Raw genomic sequence first — 16,749 nt, forward strand, 5'->3', positions numbered from 1 at the left:
CGGGGGGGTTTGCGCCTTCTGGTCGGGGCCCCCGGGGATTGCTCGGTCGGGGGGTCGTGGGCGGCGCCCCCCCCCCCCCGGGGGGGCGGGGGCCCCGGGGCCCCCGCGCCTCCCGTCCGTCTGTGGTCCCGTCCTTTAGGCATCCCCGGTCAGCGGGGTCGGTCGGTGAGGCCGGTCCGTGGGGTCGGTCCGTGGGGCGGTCCGGGGGGCGGTTCTTCCCAGAACGGGCGCGATGGGTTGCGGAAACGGGCGTACCTGGTCGGAACTTCTCGCCAGGTACGCCCGAAAGCACCAGGTACGCGCGGGAGTCCTCGGCACCCAAGGGGGCACGCGGCACACGCGGAAGCAGCGGGGATGCCCGACCCTGCCGCCGGCCCGCCGGGTCGGTTCTTCCCAGAACGAGCGCGATGAATTGTGGAAACGGGCGTACCTGGTCGGAACTTCTCGCCAGGTACGCCCGATCGCACCAGGTACGCCCGGAAGCACCGGGCGCCAGGCACCAAGCACCAGGCACCGAGCGCGCGGAAGCACCACGCAGCACCGGGCAGAGCGCGCGGGAGCCCGCGTCAGCGACGTGCGGCGCGACGACGGCCGAAGCGGCGCTGGACGCCCCACTGGGTGACCCGCAGCATCGCCTCGACCACGATCGAACGGCTCATCTTCGACACCCCGTGCACGCGATCACGGAAACGAATGGGCACCTCGACGATCCGCCCACCGAGGTCGTCGACGCGCAGGGTCATGTCCACCTGGAAGCAGTACCCCTTCGAGTCGATCCCGGCGAGGTCCATCCGACGGACGGCGTCGGCGCGGTACACCCGGAAGCCGGCGGTGACGTCCCGCACCCCGATCCCGAGGACGAGACGGGCGTAGGTGTTGGCGCTCCTGCTGAGGACCTCGCGGTGGAGCGGCCAGTCGACGACCGATCCTCCGGGGATCCACCGCGATCCGATCGCCAGCATCACGTCGTCGGCCTCGTCGACCGCGGCCACGAGGGCCGGGAGCCGGTCGGCGGGGTGCGAACCGTCCGCATCCATCTCGACGAGCAGCGGGTAGCCGCGCTCGAGCCCCCAGCGGAAGCCGGCGACGTACGCGGTCCCGAGGCCGAGCTTGCCGGAGCGCTCGAGCAGGTGCACCCGGTCGTCCTCGGCCGCGAGCCGCCGCACGAGGGCACCCGTGCCGTCGGGACTCGCGTCGTCGACGACGAGCAGGTGCGCGTCCGGCAGCGCTCCGAGGACGGCCGTGGCGATCGTGCGGACGTTCTCAGCCTCGTTGTAGGTCGGCACGATCACGAGCGCCGTGGCGCCCGCGGTCACCGGTTCTGCAGCCGACGCTTGATCTTGCCCGCGACGCTCCGCGGACCCTCGGTGCGGAAGTAGTGCACGGCGCGACCGAGGTCGTGACGGACACCGTAGAGCTTCTTGCGGTCCGGCACACGCACGCGCATGGCGTGCGGCTGGATCGTCGACGACGTGTCGCGGACGCTCTTGTCGGCAGCGCGGATCGGGTTGCGGCAGAACTCGACGAGCGGGGCGAGGACGTTCTCCCACGTGAACTGCTCGCGCACGCGGTCGACGTTGCCGATGAACTCGGCACGGGCCTTCTTGTCGAAGAGCGCCGTCTCGAGCGCGGCGGCGAGGCCGTCGATGTCCTGCTCGTGCACCGCGATGCCGAGCTTCTCCTCGGCGACGAGGTCACCGAAGGAGTCTCCGGCGGTCGTCACGATCGGCAGGCGCGCCCAGAGGTAGTCGAGGATGCGCGTGCGGAACGAGAACGTGGTCTCGAGGTGCTCGTAGTGCGTCGAGACGCCGGCGTCGGCCTCGAGCAGGTATGCGCCACGCTCCTCGTACGGGATCCACGCGTCGTTGAAGAACACGTTCTTGCCGGTCAGGCCGAGCGCGTCGGCCTCGGCGCGGACCTTGGCGACGATGTCCATCTCGGGCACGTCGGGGTTCGGGTGCTGCACGCCCATGAAGAAGAGCTTCACGCTCGGCTTCTTCGCGGCGAGCCGGCCGATCGCGCGGACGAGCGTGATCGGGTCGAACCAGTCGTAGATGCCGCCGCCCCAGACGACGAGCTTGTCGTTCTTGCCGATGCCGGGGACGACGCCCTTGACCCGCTGCTGGTCGTGGACCGGCGGCGTCGACGACAGCCCGAACGGCACGACGCCGATGAGCGACCGGAGGTCGGGGTCACGCGAGTAGGTGCGGGCGTTCACGCGGCCGGAGCCGGCGAGCTGCCCGAGCCAGAACATGCGCTGGCGCTCGGAGGCGCAGATGAAGTAGTCGCCGAGCTCGAGCTGGTGGTTCAGGGTGTCCGAGGCGTCGAGGATCTGACGGTTCCACTGGTCGACGTCGTCGCTGCGGCCCTGTTCGAGCTGCTCGAGGTGCAGCGGGTCGTAGACGTCGACGACGAGGATCTTGCTCGTCGACTCGAGCACCGGGAACAGGCGGAGCGCGTGGCCCTGCACGATGATGACGTCGGCCCAGGCCTCGTGCTCGACCATCTGCCGCGGGTGCCGGTGCGGCACCGTGACGACCTCGTACGAGGGGTCGATCTGCGACGAGCGCGTGAGGCTGATGACGCGGACGTCGTGCTCGCCGGCGAGCTGCTTCGCCATCTGCGTCGCGCGGATCGCCGGGCCGGCCATCTTCTCGCCGATGGAGTCACCGGTGATGATGAGCACACGGCGGCGGGTGCCGACGTCCAGCACGCCGAGGGAGTGCACGATCTTGTCGTAGCCGGCGAGGTAGTTCTCGATCGGGTACGCCGGCTCGTCGCGGTTGCCGAACAGGCGCAGCAGCTCGCGGTCGCTGCGGACGCGGGTCGCCTGGATCGCGCGGCGCGACTCGGTCATCGACGGCAGCTGCTCGACGAACTGGTCGACGCCGTAGATCCCCGCCATCGCGGTCTTCGGCACCGGGATCGTCGGGACGCTGTCGTCGCCGGGGTTGCGGAGGTCGAGCTCGGTCGAGTCGAGTTCGCCCCGACCGACGGCGCGGCGGACGACGAGCGCGAGCGACCCCGGCAGGGCCGCTGCGAGCTGCTCGTCGCCGAGGTTCTTGTAGAGCGTGAAGAGCGCGTTCCGCTCGAGCAGGTACGTCTCGCGGAAGTCGCCGAACTTGTTCATCGACGCGTGGTGCTTGTGGAACGCGACGGACTTCGGCTGGTAGCGGAAGCGCCAGCCGAGCAGGTTGAGCCGCCAGCCGAGGTCGACGTCCTCGTAGAACATGAAGTAGCGGTCGTCGAAGCCGTCGAGCTGCTCGAAGAGCTCCGCGCGGATGAACATCGCCGCGCCGGTGCCGAACAGCACGTCCGTCTCGGACTCCCAGCGCCCGGTGTCCGGCGAGCCCGCGAACGGCTTGTAGCCCATGCCGTACCAGGTCATCGCGGCCTCGGTGAAGTCGACGTTGACGCCTTCCCAGTCGAGGACCTTCGACGCCACGGCGCCGATGTCCGCGCCGGAGGCGAACGTCGCCATCGCCTCGCGCACCCAGCCCGTGTCGGGACGTGCGTCGTTGTTGAGGAACGCCACGATCTCGCCGGAGGACTTCTCGACGCCGAGGTTGCAGCCACCGGTGAAGCCGAGGTTCGCCCCCGCGTCGACCAGCGTGAAGTCGAGCTCGGACGCCTTGAGCCGGCCGAGGTGTTCCGGACCGGAGCCGTTCTCGACGACGATGACCTCGAGGCGGTCCTGCGGCCAGTCCTGCTTGCGGAGCTCCGCGATGCTCGTCAGGGTGTCGTCCGTGCCCTTGTAGTTCACGAGGATGACGGACACGACTCCCGGCTTGCGCTCTGTCACGCGGTTCCTCCAGCAGCTGCCGCGCGCCAGGCGCGGATCGACGGGTCGGCCGCGGGGTGCCGTCGGCCGATGACACCCTACAAGGCGCGCGCCCGCGCTCCCCTGTGATCACTGCCGATTCGTGCAGAATGGCTCGGTGACCGCGACCAGCATCCCGACCGCTCCCACGTCCTCCCCTCTGGCGGAGGACTACGCGGCGATCGCCGCCGGTCAGCACGCCGAGGGACCTCGCGGGACCGTGCGGTTCGCGGTCTCGACGGACGACACGACCGAGGGCAAGGGCGACCTCTACGTCGCGCTCGGGCTCGCCCGGGCACTCCGGGACGCCGGGTGGGGCGTCTTGATGTGGCCGATGACCCGCTGGGCGGACCCCGTGCCGGAGGACACCGCCGTCGTGGTCGTCATGATCGAGTCCTTCGTGCCCGGCCGGGTGCCGCCGACCACCGCCCTCGTGGCGTGGGTGCGCAACTGGACGGCGAAGTGGGCGGCGTTGCCGTACCTCGACGAGTTCGAGGCGGTCTGGACCTCGTCGTCCGCCGCCCGCGACGCGATCGCCGAGCAGTACGACGGCCCGGTCGAGGTCGTGCCGATCGGTGTCGACACCGACCTCTTCACGACCGACCCCGACGCCCCGCGGAGCGACCGTGCGGTGGCGACCGTCAACTTCTGGGGTGTCCGACGCCACGTGCAGGACGTCCTCGACGAGGTCCGTCCGGCCGAGCCGATCGTCTGGTTCGCCGCGAATGCCGAGCACGTCGAGCCCTCGCCCGGCGTCGAGCTGCGGCCGATGGTCCCCTACTTCGCCCTCCCCGAGGTGTACCGGTCGGCGGCCTTCGTGGTCGACGACGTCATCGCGCCGGCGGCCGAGTACGGCACGCTGAACTCCCGCCTGTACGAGTCGCTCGCGGCCGGCGCCCTGCCCGTCACGGACTGCGCGCTCGGGCTCGAGGAGCTGGGTCTCGCCGACGTGCCGGTCTTCGACGACGCCGCATCGCTCGAGCGGGCGCTCGCGATGCCGGACGACGAGCGGACGGCGCTCGTCGAGCGGCTGCGTGGCGTCGTCCTGGCGCGCCACTCGTTCACGGCCCGTGCGGAGCAGGTGCGCCCGGTCCTCGAGGCCGCGATCGCGCACGCCCGCTCCCGGACCGGCAGCCGGTCGCCCTTCCTGCGGTGGGCGACGAACGAGCGCGAGGTCCTTCGGGTCGCCGAGCAGGAGCGCGACGTGCACCTGCAGGGCGTCCGCGACATCAACGAGCGGCTCGTCGTCGCCGAGGAGGCCGTCGCGTCGTTCGACGCCGCCCGTCGACGGGCCGAAGCGGAGCGCGACGCGATCGCGCGCGAGTACGACGCGCTCACCCGGTCGGCGGAGTACCGCCTGCTGCACCGCTTCGGCGGCCTCGCGCGCGTCGTGCGCGGACGCGACCACGGCTGAGCACGACGGACACCCCCGCGAGGCGCGGCTGAGCAGCGCCCACGCCTCCGCGATGCCCGGCTGAGCACCGCCCACGCCAGCGCGACGCGCGGCTGAGCACCGTGCACGGCTGTGCAGCGCGCGCACCGGACCCGGCCACGCACGAGACGGGAGGCGCCCCCCCCGGGGGGGGGGCGCCTCCCGTCTTCCGCGTCGCGGTCTTCCCGACCGCCAGCCCGCCTACTTGACGGTGAGCGTCCGGCAGAGCGTCGTGTTCGACCCGGCGCCGGTGTTCATCGCGTAGACGCACACCTGCGTGCTCCCGGAGGCCTTGCCGGTCAGCGTCGTCGAGAACGCGTGGTTCGCCCCGTACCCGCCGTAGACGGTCGCGAGCGAGGCCTTCGCCTGGTTCGCGGTCAGCGACTTCGCGCCGGCGCCGTTCAGGTACACGTGCACCTGGATCGGCGACGCGGTGTCCGGGTCGATGGCCCAGCCGCGCACCTTGACCTGGCCGGTGCCGGGCGATGAGACCTCGTCGAGCAGCAGGACCGGGTTGCCCGAGGTCATCGCCACGGTGCTGCACGCGTTCGCGTTCGACCCGCCGCCGACGTTCGTCCCGACGACGCACACGGTGTGCTTGCCCGGGCCGATGCCGGTCAGCGTGGCCTGGAAGCCGTGCTTCGAGTAGTACCCCGGGAACGCCTTCGCCGCGGTGTCGCTCGCCTGGTCGGCCGTGCCCGTCTGGACCTTCTTGCCGTCCACCGTGTACGTCACGCCGATCGGCTGGACGGTGTCGGGGTCGACGGCGTACCCGCTGACACGCAGCGAGCCGAGGGTCGGCGACGAACCGGACTCGATCGTCACCTTCGGCGGACCGGTCGGCGTCTGGAACGTCGTGCAGACGTTGCTGTTGCCGCCGGGGCCGACGTTGATCGCGATGATGCAGAGCTGGTGCTTGCCCGCCGGCACACTGCTGCGGGTGAACAGGATCGCGTGGTCGTCACCGTAGCCGGGGAGCGCCTTGTCGAGCCCGGCCTTGGTCTGGTCGGCCGTGAACGAGGTCAGCGGCTTGCCGTCCAGGTACAGGTGGACGCGCAGCGGCGCGATCGTGTCCGGGTCGGCCGTCCAGCCGCGGATCTTCAGCTTGCCCGGCACCGTGGACGATGCCTCGTCGATGATGATCCACGGCGAACCGCTGGCCTTCGTCACGGACTTCGACCCGAGCTGGGTCCACTTGCCCGTCGACGAGTCCTTCGCCCACGTGCTGATCGTGTGCTTCCCGGCGCCGATGCCGCCGATCGTCGCGGAGTAGCCGTGCGCCGAGCCCCAGCCGGGGTAGGTCTTCTCGACGTCGGTGCGCGAGGCGCTGGCCGTCCAGGACTTCTTCACGACGTTGTCCACGCGGAGCTGCACGGCGACCGAGGACGTCGTGTCCGGGTCGATCGCCCAGCCGCGCACCGAGAGCTTGTCCGCGGCGAGCGTGGCCTGGTCGAGCTTGCCGAACGGCGCGCCCGTCCGGACGGTCACCTGCTGGCACCCGAGCAGCGCGTTCGCGCCCTGGCCCTGGTTGATGCCGAACACACAGACGTTGTGGCTGCCGCCGCTGATGCCGGTGAGGGTGGTCGAGTACCCGTGGGCGGTGTTCCCCGAGCCGAGCCGGCTGGCGAGGTCGGAGCGGTTCGCGTTCGCGTCGATCGTCCGCTTGCCGACGCCGTCGACGTAGAACGCGACGCGGATCGGCTTCGTGGCGACGTCGGGGTCGTACGCCCAGCCGCCAACGGTGACCTGGCGGTAGCCGGTCTTCACGGAGTCGACGCTGCCGACGGGCGAGCTGCCGCCGGTGGGCGAGCCGAACCAGTCGGTGTACATCCGCCAGAAGTTCCGGTTGCCGTAGGCCGAGCAGCCGTCACCGGTGCCGTAGAGGTTCGACATCGCGGCCGCGTTCGGGGTGTACGGCGTGTAGATGTACAGCCCGGCGGTCGCCTGGTTCTTGATGTAGACCGTCTTCCGACCGCACGCGGCGTTCGGGTTGTAGAGGATCGAGTTGTTGCGGCCGGCCTGGTATGCCCACGACGTCGGGGACGCCTGGTAGCGCTTGAACTGCAGCGCCGCGGCGTACACCTGCTGCCCGAAGCCGTAGTACTTCGGGTCGCACGGCGCGGTGTCCGGGCAGGCGAAGCCGGTGGCGTGCAGGTACATGTAGCTCGTCGGGCTGTTCGTCGCGACGATCCCCTGCTCCTTCTGCAGCAGCACGAGGAGCACCTTCTGGCTGATGCCGCACGCGGCACCGACCTGCGCGATGACCGTGGCCGCCGACTTCACGCCGCCGTTGATGGCCGAGCACCGTCCGGACACGGCGGCGATGCCGCTCATGTTCTGCGAGAAGTTCTTCAGGCACGCGGGGCCGCCGGACGCCTGCCGGCAGTTCGGCGCGACGCTGTTGAGGAACGACTGCACGGACGACGCGCTCATCGCGGACCCGTTGTAGAAGTTCACGTCGCTGATGATGTTGCCCGGGTCGAACGACGCGGCGGTCGCGGCCGAGGCGGACTCCGTCGTGGTCTGCTCGGACAGCACCGTGCCGAAGGTCAACCCGCTCACCGCCACGGCGAGCGCGGCCACGAGGGCGAGGGACGACCGCAGCGGGCGTCGTCGCCCGTCGGTTCGGATGGATCGCATCACGGCACCTCCGCCGTCATCGGGTCGGACGTGGTCGACTGCGAGCCGACCCGGTAGTCGAGGGTGATCGACCAGGTGCCGCTCGACACCTGGGCCGCGGGGAAGGACACCTGCGCGCAGTTGACGGAGGACGCACTGGCCTCCGCGGTGCTCGTCAGGGTCCGGCTGACACCGCCCTTGGTCGCGGTGAACGTGCACGTGCCGGACGTGTTCGTCGTGCCCGAGACGAGGCCGCCCGCCTGGAGCGTCCGGCTGCCGGTGTCCCAGCCGGCGTACGTGACGAGCGCCGTGGCGGGGAACTCGGACGGGTCGTCGTCGGGCTCCGTGGTCTGGCCGGTGCCGGGGAACGCCGACGGGCTGTCGTCCGTGTCGTCGGGAGTGCTCGGCGACGGGGTCGACGAGGCGGTGGGTGAGTCGGTCGCCGTGGCGGTGGCGGTGGCACTCGCCGAGCGCGTGGGAGACGCGGTCGGATCGTCGTCGCTCCCGGCGGAACAACCCGCCGAGAGGAGACTGAGAGCACCGAGCACCGCGATCGCAGCGATCGGCCGTGATGCGAACTGCATGCTGACGGGCCGTCCTGTGGATGTTGACAAGGGTCCGGGTTGCGTCAACGGTAACCCGAAAGTGAAGGTTGAGGGTTAAATCCGCGCACTTTCACCCCCGCACGGGGGCGGACGACAGGTGTCGTTCGATCCGCCGGACGCACCGGCGTCCTGGGTGATGCGGTGAGTATGCTGTTCCGGTCCTGCCCCCACGAACGAAGAGACACATGGTCGATCAAGCCCGCATGGCCGCGCTCGCGAAGGAGCCCCTGGTCGTGGTCGGCGCTCCGACGAGTGCCATCCGAGGAACCTGGCGCGAACTGCGTGACGTGTTCCGGCAGCGCGAGATGCTCGGCATGCTCGTGCGCCGCGACCTCAAGGCGCGGTACAAGGACTCGGCGCTCGGGTTCGTCTGGACGCTCGTCCGGCCGCTGACCCAGCTCCTCATCTACTACTTCGTGATCGGCAAGGTGCTCGGCGCCGCGCACGGCATCGACAACTTCGCGATCTACGTCTTCACCGGCCTCGGGGCGTACACGCTCTTCAGCGAGATCGTCGCCGGGTCGACCGGCTCGATCGTCGGCAACAGCGGCCTCATCAAGAAGGTCTACGTCCCGCGCGAGGTCTTCCCGCTCGCGAGCGTCGGCGCCGCCCTGGTCAACTACGCCATCCAGTTCGTCATCCTGATCGTGGCGACGCTCGTGCTCGGCGCGTTCCCGTTGCACGAGGGCCTGGTCTACCTGGTGCCGTCGCTCGCCGTCATCGTCGTCTACGGCGCCGCCATCGGGCTCGTCCTGTCGGCGCTCAACGTGTACCTGCGGGACGTGCAGTTCGTCATCGACGTCGGCCTGATGGTGCTCCTCTGGGGATCGCCCATCGTGTACTCGTACTCGATGGTCCTCAAGGAGCTGCAGGTCCAGTGGATCCTGACCGTCTACACGAACAACCCGCTGACCCTGTCCGTGCTCGGCATGCAGAACGCCATCTGGCTGCACGACCCCGCGAAGGTCGTCTACCCGGACCACCTCATGCTCCGACTCGGCATCGCGTTCGTCATCGGCCTGTTCTGCCTCATCGGCGCGCAGCGGGTCTTCTCCCGCCTGCAGGGCAACTTCGCGCAGGAGCTCTAGACCATGGCCATCAGCACCCCCGTCGCGCCCACCACGCAGCAGGACGGCGACGAGCGCCCCGACGTCATCGTCATCGACCACGTCCGCAAGCGCTTCACCGTCCGCAAGGACAACACCATCCGCGAGCGGATCGTCACGCTCGGCCGCGCCGGCCGGAAGCACCGCCAGGACTTCTGGGCGCTCGACGACGTCACCGTCTCGATCCAGGCGGGCACGACCGTCGGGCTCATCGGTCAGAACGGCTCGGGCAAGTCGACGCTGCTCAAGGCGATCGGCGGGATCATCCAGCCGACGTCCGGCACCGTCTCGCGCCGCGGCCGTCTGGCGGCCCTGCTCGAACTCGGCGCCGGGTTCCACCCGGACCTGTCCGGTCGCGAGAACGTCTACCTCAACGCGGCGCTGCTCGGCCTGAGCCGCAAGGAGACCGAGGAACGGTTCGACGACATCCTCGCCTTCTCCGGCATCGGCGACTTCATCGACACCCAGGTGAAGTTCTACAGCTCCGGCATGTACGTGCGACTCGCCTTCGCGGTCGCCGTGCACACCGACCCCGACGTCCTGCTCGTCGACGAGGTCCTGGCGGTGGGCGACGAGGCGTTCCAGCGCAAGTGCCTCGACCGCATCCGGTCGTTCCAGGAGCAGGGCAAGACGATCATCATCGTCACGCACTCGCTCAGCCAGGTGCAGGAGATGTGCGACCGGGTCGTGCTGCTCAACAAGGGCAAGGTCCTGCACGACGGGGACGCCGTCCAGGCGGTCAGCAAGTTCCGCGACGTGCTCGAGGAGCGCCGCTCCGGCGAGCTCAGCGCCGACGTCGCCGTGGGCCGCGGCACCGTGCTCGGCGCGACCGTGCACGCCGACGGCAAGCAGCACCGCGCCCCCGTCACGCCGGGCGACGACCTGGTCGTGGACATGGAGTTCGAGCACCTCGACGGCGTCACCGACTGGGAGGCGGCCGTCCAGATCAACAACACCGCCGGCCAGGTCGTCTACGGCACGACCACCGGCATCATGGGCGTGCACCTCGAACCGCTGCACGGGCGCCGGAAGCTCCGGCTCCGGATCACGGACACGAACTTCGGCACCGGCAAGTACTTCATCAACGTGTCGATGATGGACTCCGCCGGCCGGCACCTGCACGACCTGCCGGAGTGCGACTCGTTCGAGGTCCCGTCGTTCGGCGACGCCGTCGGCAGCGTCTACGCCAAGCCCTCCATCGAGGAGCTCGACTGACGCTGCACGACGGCGCCTCCCGCACCGCGGTCGTCGTCGTCAACTGGAACCGTGCCGACCTCACGACCCGCGCCGTCCGCGCCGTGCTCGACGACGGCGCGGCCGACCGGGTCGTCGTGGTCGACAACGGGTCGACGGACGACTCGGTCGCCGTGCTCCGCCGCGACCTGCCGGAGGCGACGGTGATCGTCCGTGCCAGCAACGGCGGGTTCGCCGCCGGGGCGAACGCGGGCATCCGGCACGCGGACGCCGACGTCGTCGTGCTGCTCAACAACGACGCCGATCCCGCTCCCGGCTTCGTCGCGGCCCTCCGCGACCACCTCGACGCCGCCCCTGCGGCCGTGGCGGCCGTGACGGGCCGCATCGTGCTCGCCGGGCGCTGGTCGCGCCTCCCGGCCCACGCCGCACCACCCGCCGGACGCGCGCTCCGCGACCACGACGGCCGCACCTGGGTCCCCGACCCGGACGGCGAGGTCCGCCTCAACTCGACCGGCGTCCGGGTCGACCGCGACGGCAACGGAGCCGACCGCGACTGGTTCGCGCCCGCCGACCACCCGGCCGAGCGCGACGTGTTCGGCTTCTCGGGTGGTGCCTCCGCCCTGCGCGTCGCGGCCCTCGAGGACGTGGGCCTCCTCGACGAGTCGCTCTTCATGTACTACGAGGACACCGAGCTCGCCTGGCGGCTCCGACGCCGCGGGTGGCGCGTGGAGTACGCGGCCGACGCCGTCGTCGAGCACGACCACTCGGCGTCGTCCGGCGTGCAGAGCGACCTGTTCGTGTTCCGCAACGCCCGCAACCGCCTCGTCGTCGCCCTGTGGCACGCGCCGTGGCCGACCGTGGTGGGCGCGGCGGGGCGGGCCCCCGCGCGCGGGGGGGTGGGGGTTCGGTGCCGGCGCAGCAGACGGGAGGCGCGGCTCGTCCTGGCAGCGCTGGCCGACGTGGTCGGGCACCTCCCCGCGCACCTCGCGCGCCGCCGCCGCGAGACGCGGGTCGCGTCCGTCCCGCGGAGCGCCGTGGACCCGACCGCATGAGCGGGGCGGGCTATCCTGGAGGCTCCCCCGTCGACGGTCCCGGCCGCGGCGTCCCCGGCCGGAAGGAACCACGCGTGCCGCAGCTCACCGTCCTCATCGACGGGACCGCGGTACCGCGCAACCTCGGCGGTGTCGGACGCTACGTCGAAGGGGTCGTGTCGCACCTGACCGACCCGACACTCGACGTGCACCTCGTCGTGCGGCCCGTGCACGCCGCCCACTTCCGCGCCGTCGCACCGCACGCGACCCTGCACACCGCGCCGGCGTGGACGGAGTCCGTGCCGCTGCGGTTCCTCTGGGAGCAGACCGGGCTGCCGGCACTCGGTCGGCGGATCGGCGCCACGGTGCTGCACTCCCCGCACTACACGTTCCCGTTCGCCTGGCGGCGGGGCTCCGTCGTCACGCTGCACGACGCCACGTTCTTCTCGAACCCCGAGTGGCACTCCCGCCTGAAGCGCACGTTCTTCACCTGGTGGAGCCGCCGCTCGCTCCGGACCCGTCCGGTCGTCGTCGTGCCGAGTGCCGCCACCGCGACCGAGGCACGACGCGTCGTCCCGGGCATCCGTGCGGACGTCCGGGTCGCCCCGCTCGGCGTGGACCGCACCGTCTTCCACGAACCGTCCACCGCCGCGGTCGAGGACGCCCGGATCGCCGCGACGCTCCCCGACGACGCCGCCTGGATCGCCTTCCTCGGCACGATCGAGCCGCGCAAGAACGTCACCGCCCTGCTCGACGCGTACGCCTCGGTCCGCGACGCCCGGGCGGTCACCGGATCGGACACGCCCTGGCTGGTGCTCTCCGGCGCCCGCGGCTGGGACGAGGCCGCGATCGAACGCCTCGACGCGCTGCAGGACGCCGACCACGTGGTCGAGGCCGGGTACCTGCCCCTCGAGGACCTCTCCGGCTTCCTCGGCGGCGCGGAGTTCGTCGTCTACCCGTCGCTCGGCGAGGGCTTCGGTCTGCCGGTCGTCGAGGCGATGGCCACGGGTGCGTGCGTGCTCACGACCAGGCGCCTGTCGCTGCCCGAGGTCGGGGGCGACGCCGCCGTGTACAGCGAACCCGACGCCCCGGCGCTGGCGGCCGCCATCGCCGAGCTGCTCGACGATCCGGCGCGCGTCGCGTCGCACCGTGCCGCTGCGCTCCGGCGGGCCGAGGACTTCACCTGGGACGCCACCGCGGCCGTGCACACCGACGCCTACCGGGCCGTCGCCGGGGGTGTGCGATGACCCGGGTCGCGGTGCTCACCGTCACGTACAACACGGGTGAGACGATCCGGCCGTTCCTCGCGAGCATCGAGGCGGCGTCGACGTCCCCGGTCGCGGTCGTCATCGCCGACAACGGCTCGACGGACCTCGAGGCGCTCCGGGCGATCGGCGAGTCGTACGGCGCCGTCGTGGTGTCCTCCGGCGGGAACCGCGGCTACGGCGGTGGGATCGACGCCGCGCTCGGCGCCCTCGACGACGTCCTGCCGGACGTCCGGCCGGAGTTCCTGCTCGTCACGAACCCCGACGTCGTCCTCGCACCCGGTTCCATCGATGAACTCGTGGCCGCGGCCGACCGGCTCCCGACCGGCGGGTCGTTCGGTCCGCGGATCCTCGACGAGCACGGTGACACCTACCCCTCGGCACGGCAGCTGCCCTCGCTCCGCACCGGACTCGGTCACGCGGCGTTCTCGCGGTTCTGGCCGGCGAACCCGTGGAGCCAGCGCTACTGGTCGACCACCGAGGTCGTCGAGCGCGAAGCCGGCTGGCTCTCCGGCGCCTGCTTCCTCATCCGGACGTCGCTGTTCCGCGAGCTCGGCGGCTTCGACGAGTCGTACTTCATGTACTTCGAGGACGTCGACCTCGGGCAGCGTGTGGGGCTCGCCGGGCGGGCGAACGTGTACGTGCCGACCGCCGTGGTGACGCACACCGGGGCCCACTCGACGTCGTCGAACCGGCGCCGCATGGAGGTCGAGCACCACCGGAGCGCCTACCGGTTCCTGTCCCGCAAGTACCGGGCGTGGTGGCTGTGGCCGCTGCGGCTCGTGCTGCGCGTCGGGCTGTCGGTCCGCGCCCGCTGGGTCACGCGCAAGTAGCACCCGCGCAGCTCGGCGCGGTCTTGGTTGTGCGGCGGCGCAGCCGTGCCCGCGTCGAACCAGCGTTCCGACGTGGAACCGGGCACGCGGCCTGGTTCGACGTCGCGAACGTGGTTCGACGCCGGGGCGGGGGCAGCGCGGGCGCGGCGGGCTCAGCGGCGGAGGCGGGTGCGCTCTTCGCGCGCGGCGGCGAGCAGCACGCGGGCCCGGGCGTCGAACGAGTGCTCGGCGGCGACGTGCGCGGCGACCTCGGCGCGCTCGGCGGCCGACGGCCACGGGTGCGCCGGGTCGAGCAGGTCCGCCAGGTCCTCCCGCGACCGCGCCACCGCCAGCGTCGGGACGTCGAGCACGTCACCGAGCCCGACCACCGGGTCCGTCACGACGACTCCCCCGGACGCCAGCACGTCGAACACCCGGTTCGACACGAACCCGCCGGCCGCCATGTCCGGCCAGTGGTCGTTCAGCACGACACGGGCGGACGCGTAGGCACCCGCGACCTCGGGCCGGGACAGCGCGGGCTCGCCGCGCAGAGCCTCCGGGACGACGCCCTCCCACCCGGGGCCGTGCACGCGCAGATCGGCGCCGAGGGCGACCGCGTCCCGGACGACCGGGCGCGCGGTACCGCGGGTCGACCCGACGAAGACGACCCGGCCGGCATCGGGCCCGGCGGACACGTCCGGACGGAAGACCGCCGGGTCGGTCGCCTGGAGCAGGGTCTCGACCGGCACGCCCGAGCGCGCGGCAGCGTCGGCGGCCCACGCCGGACCGGCGGCGAACGACCGGTCGAACGACCGCAGCTCGGTGTCCGCGACGTCGTCCGGGTGGCTGATCACCCACAGGAGGTTCACCGACGCCGGGTTCGGCGGCACCCGGTCGAGTCCCCGCACGACGAGGGTGACGTCGTCCGCTCCGTCGTCGTCCCGCACGTGCGCGTCGCGGCGGTCGACCCGCACGTGCTGCCCGAGTCGCTCGAGGGCGGCGGCCAGCTCGGCGGCGAAGTGCACGTCGCCCCAGCCGTCACCGTCGGGTCCTGCCGGTGCGGCGATCTTGATCGACCAGGCGAGCGGATCGGCAGCGGGCCGGCTGGAGCGGCGGGCGGGCGTCACGGGCCGGGCACCCCACGGCGGCAGCGGCGGGCCGGCGACGACACCGGCACCGAGACCCCCGACCGGCGTCCGCGATCGGTCACGCCAGGATGCGACGACGTCCACCACGCCGGCGTCGACGGTGCGGCCCGGCTCGACCGTCCGGACCACCGGACCGACGTCGCGGACACGCACGGCCGTGTGGGCAGCCGCGGCCGCGTCGGCGGTCCACGCCGTGAGGGCGGTGCGTTCGTCCGGGAGGCACGGTGCGGCCACCACGGCCCACTGCGGCATCGCGATCACCGGTTGGTCCGCCCCGAACACCAGGTCGTCCTCGGGCGCGGGACGGTCGTCCGACCACGGCAGCGCTCCGGGGCGCACGAGCCGGGCTCCGGTGCGCGCCTCGCCGTCGACCGTCCGGACGACGGCCTGGGTGGGACGCCCCACGTCGTGCGCGAGCAGTCTCAGCGCGTCGGCGTCGATCACGACCGAGGTGTCCACGACCACGAGCACCCGGCCGACGCCGGCGGCGACCCCGGCGTTGACCGCCGAGCCGATCCCGTCGACGGCGTCCGTCCGGACCCACGGCAGCGCCCCGTCGAACGCGTCCTCGGGCGAGGCGTCGGCCACGTAGCTGACGGCCCGGACGTCGACCGTCCGCCCGAACGCGGCACGGGCGACGTCGACGAGTCGTGCGACATCGGCGTGCCGGTCCGAGCGGGTCGTGACGACCACCGTCACCGGCACGTCCAGCTGCGGCAGCGGGACGTCGGAGCCGGCCACGCGGACGGGCGACGCCGCCGTCTCGGACGCGTGTCGCGCCTCCTGGACCGCATCGGGACCGGAGGGCGTCGCATCCCGACGGCGGCGCCGGCCGAAGATCGCCACGGGGCGATCAGGCGGAGAGGAGCCGCTGGAGGTAGACGCCGTAGCCGCCCTTGACGAGCGGAGCGGCGAGCTCGGCGAGCTGCGCGTCGTCGATCCAGCCGTTGCGCCAGGCGATCTCCTCGATGCAGCCGATCTTGAAGCCCTGGCGGTCCTCGATGACCTTGACGTACTCGGACGCCTGCATCATCGACTCGAACGTCCCGGTGTCGAGCCAGGCGGTGCCGCGGTCGAGGACCTGGACACCGAGCTCGCCGGCCTCGAGGTAGCGCTCGTTGACGGTCGAGATCTCGAGCTCCCCGCGGGCGCTCGGCTCGATCGTCTTCGCGATCTCGATGACCTTGTTGTCGTAGAAGTACAGACCGGGGACGGCGTAGTTCGACTTCGGCTCGGTCGGCTTCTCCTCGATGGAGACGGCGGTGAAGCTGTCGTCGAACTCGACGACGCCGTAGGCCTTCGGGTCGGCGACGTGGTACGCGAAGATCGTCGCGCCCTCGACCTCGGTGTTCTTGCGGAGGTTCGTGCCGAGGCCCGTGCCGTGGAAGATGTTGTCGCCGAGGACCAGCGCGACGCTGTCGTCGCCGATGAAGTCCTCGCCGATGACGAACGCCTGCGCGAGGCCGTCCGGGCTCGGCTGCACGGCGTACTGGATGTCCATGCCGAGCGCCGAGCCGTCGCCGAGCAGCGCACGGAACTGGTCGTTGTACTCCGGCGTCGTGATGACGAGGACCTCGCGGATGCCCGCCATCATCAGCGTCGACAGCGGGTAGTAGACCATCGGCTTGTCGTAGATCGGCATCAGCTGCTTGCTGATGCCCTTCGTGATCGGCCAGAGGCGGGTGCCGGAACCCCCGGCGAGGATGATGCCCTTCAT

Annotated in this window: 12 protein-coding genes; 6 read left to right on the forward strand and 6 right to left on the reverse strand. The window is 71.6% G+C overall.

What is annotated here, in order from left to right; all coding sequences use genetic code 11:
- Positions 1–566: 566 nt before the first annotated feature.
- Entirely contained in the window at positions 567–1,316 is a 750-nt protein-coding gene (locus tag ACNQOV_RS15385) for a polyprenol monophosphomannose synthase (RefSeq protein WP_416395586.1), read from the reverse strand.
- The gene (locus ACNQOV_RS15390) at positions 1,313–3,802 is read right to left on the reverse strand and encodes a glycosyltransferase (RefSeq protein ID WP_416395588.1); all 2,490 of its coding nucleotides are present in this window, start codon (positions 3,800–3,802) and stop codon (positions 1,313–1,315) included. Before ACNQOV_RS15390 ends, ACNQOV_RS15385 begins: the two co-directional genes overlap by 4 nt.
- 136 nt (positions 3,803–3,938) lie before the next feature.
- On the opposite strand from ACNQOV_RS15390, the gene ACNQOV_RS15395 reads away from it, so the two are divergent.
- Positions 3,939–5,234: a glycosyltransferase family protein gene (locus ACNQOV_RS15395; RefSeq protein ID WP_022905588.1), complete on the forward strand. Its 1,296-nt coding sequence runs from the start codon at positions 3,939–3,941 to the stop codon at positions 5,232–5,234.
- A 219-nt stretch (positions 5,235–5,453) separates the two neighbouring features.
- Here the strand turns inward: ACNQOV_RS15395 and ACNQOV_RS15400 are convergent, their stop codons facing one another.
- On the reverse strand, positions 5,454–7,892 hold the full coding sequence (locus ACNQOV_RS15400) for a hypothetical protein (protein ID WP_416395590.1): 2,439 nt from the start codon (positions 7,890–7,892) through the stop codon (positions 5,454–5,456).
- Positions 7,892–8,455, reverse strand: a complete 564-nt coding sequence (locus tag ACNQOV_RS15405) for a hypothetical protein (RefSeq protein ID WP_416395592.1) — start codon at positions 8,453–8,455, stop codon at positions 7,892–7,894. Before ACNQOV_RS15405 ends, ACNQOV_RS15400 begins: the two co-directional genes overlap by 1 nt.
- 206 nt (positions 8,456–8,661) lie before the next feature.
- Here ACNQOV_RS15405 and ACNQOV_RS15410 point away from each other — a divergent pair, with 206 nt between their 5' ends.
- The 5 genes from ACNQOV_RS15410 to ACNQOV_RS15430 all read left to right on the forward strand — a co-directional run bounded on the left by ACNQOV_RS15410 (position 8,662) and on the right by ACNQOV_RS15430 (position 13,905).
- Positions 8,662–9,564, forward strand: coding sequence for an ABC transporter permease (locus ACNQOV_RS15410; protein WP_402268164.1), 903 nt, complete (start codon positions 8,662–8,664; stop codon positions 9,562–9,564).
- A 3-nt stretch (positions 9,565–9,567) separates the two neighbouring features.
- Complete coding sequence (locus tag ACNQOV_RS15415) at positions 9,568–10,797, forward strand: ABC transporter ATP-binding protein (RefSeq protein WP_022905591.1); 1,230 nt, start codon at positions 9,568–9,570, stop codon at positions 10,795–10,797.
- Entirely contained in the window at positions 10,716–11,828 is a 1,113-nt protein-coding gene (locus ACNQOV_RS15420) for a glycosyltransferase family 2 protein (RefSeq protein WP_416395595.1), read from the forward strand. The genes ACNQOV_RS15415 and ACNQOV_RS15420 overlap by 82 nt, the downstream gene beginning before the upstream one ends.
- 74 nt (positions 11,829–11,902) lie before the next feature.
- Positions 11,903–13,054: a glycosyltransferase family 4 protein gene (locus ACNQOV_RS15425; protein WP_402268169.1), complete on the forward strand. Its 1,152-nt coding sequence runs from the start codon at positions 11,903–11,905 to the stop codon at positions 13,052–13,054.
- Positions 13,051–13,905: a glycosyltransferase family 2 protein gene (locus tag ACNQOV_RS15430; protein WP_416395597.1), complete on the forward strand. Its 855-nt coding sequence runs from the start codon at positions 13,051–13,053 to the stop codon at positions 13,903–13,905. The genes ACNQOV_RS15425 and ACNQOV_RS15430 overlap by 4 nt, the downstream gene beginning before the upstream one ends.
- Before the next feature lie 152 nt (positions 13,906–14,057).
- On the opposite strand, the gene ACNQOV_RS15435 is transcribed toward ACNQOV_RS15430, so the two are convergent.
- Together ACNQOV_RS15435 and rfbA are read right to left on the reverse strand one after the other, a co-directional pair.
- Positions 14,058–15,773, reverse strand: coding sequence for a glycosyltransferase family protein (locus ACNQOV_RS15435; protein WP_416405915.1), 1,716 nt, complete (start codon positions 15,771–15,773; stop codon positions 14,058–14,060).
- 112 nt (positions 15,774–15,885) lie between these two features.
- Entirely contained in the window at positions 15,886–16,749 is an 864-nt protein-coding gene (gene rfbA / locus ACNQOV_RS15440) for a glucose-1-phosphate thymidylyltransferase RfbA (protein ID WP_416395601.1), read from the reverse strand.

The sequence above is a fragment of the Curtobacterium sp. LFS084 genome, assembly GCF_047977705.1.
Classification (GTDB): Bacteria; Actinomycetota; Actinomycetes; order Actinomycetales; family Microbacteriaceae; genus Curtobacterium.

What these genes read in the sequence shown, in the direction of transcription:
- ACNQOV_RS15400 (WP_416395590.1), bottom strand. Translation starts at nt 7,892, where the DNA reads ATGCGATCCATCCGAACCGACGGGCGACGACGCCCGCTGCGGTCGTCC.
- ACNQOV_RS15405 (WP_416395592.1), bottom strand. Translation starts at nt 8,455, where the DNA reads ATGCAGTTCGCATCACGGCCGATCGCTGCGATCGCGGTGCTCGGTGCT.
- ACNQOV_RS15410 (WP_402268164.1), top strand. Translation starts at nt 8,662, where the DNA reads ATGGTCGATCAAGCCCGCATGGCCGCGCTCGCGAAGGAGCCCCTGGTC.
- ACNQOV_RS15415 (WP_022905591.1), top strand. Translation starts at nt 9,568, where the DNA reads ATGGCCATCAGCACCCCCGTCGCGCCCACCACGCAGCAGGACGGCGAC.
- ACNQOV_RS15430 (WP_416395597.1), top strand. Translation starts at nt 13,051, where the DNA reads ATGACCCGGGTCGCGGTGCTCACCGTCACGTACAACACGGGTGAGACG.
- rfbA (WP_416395601.1), bottom strand. Translation starts at nt 16,749, where the DNA reads ATGAAGGGCATCATCCTCGCCGGGGGTTCCGGCACCCGCCTCTGGCCG.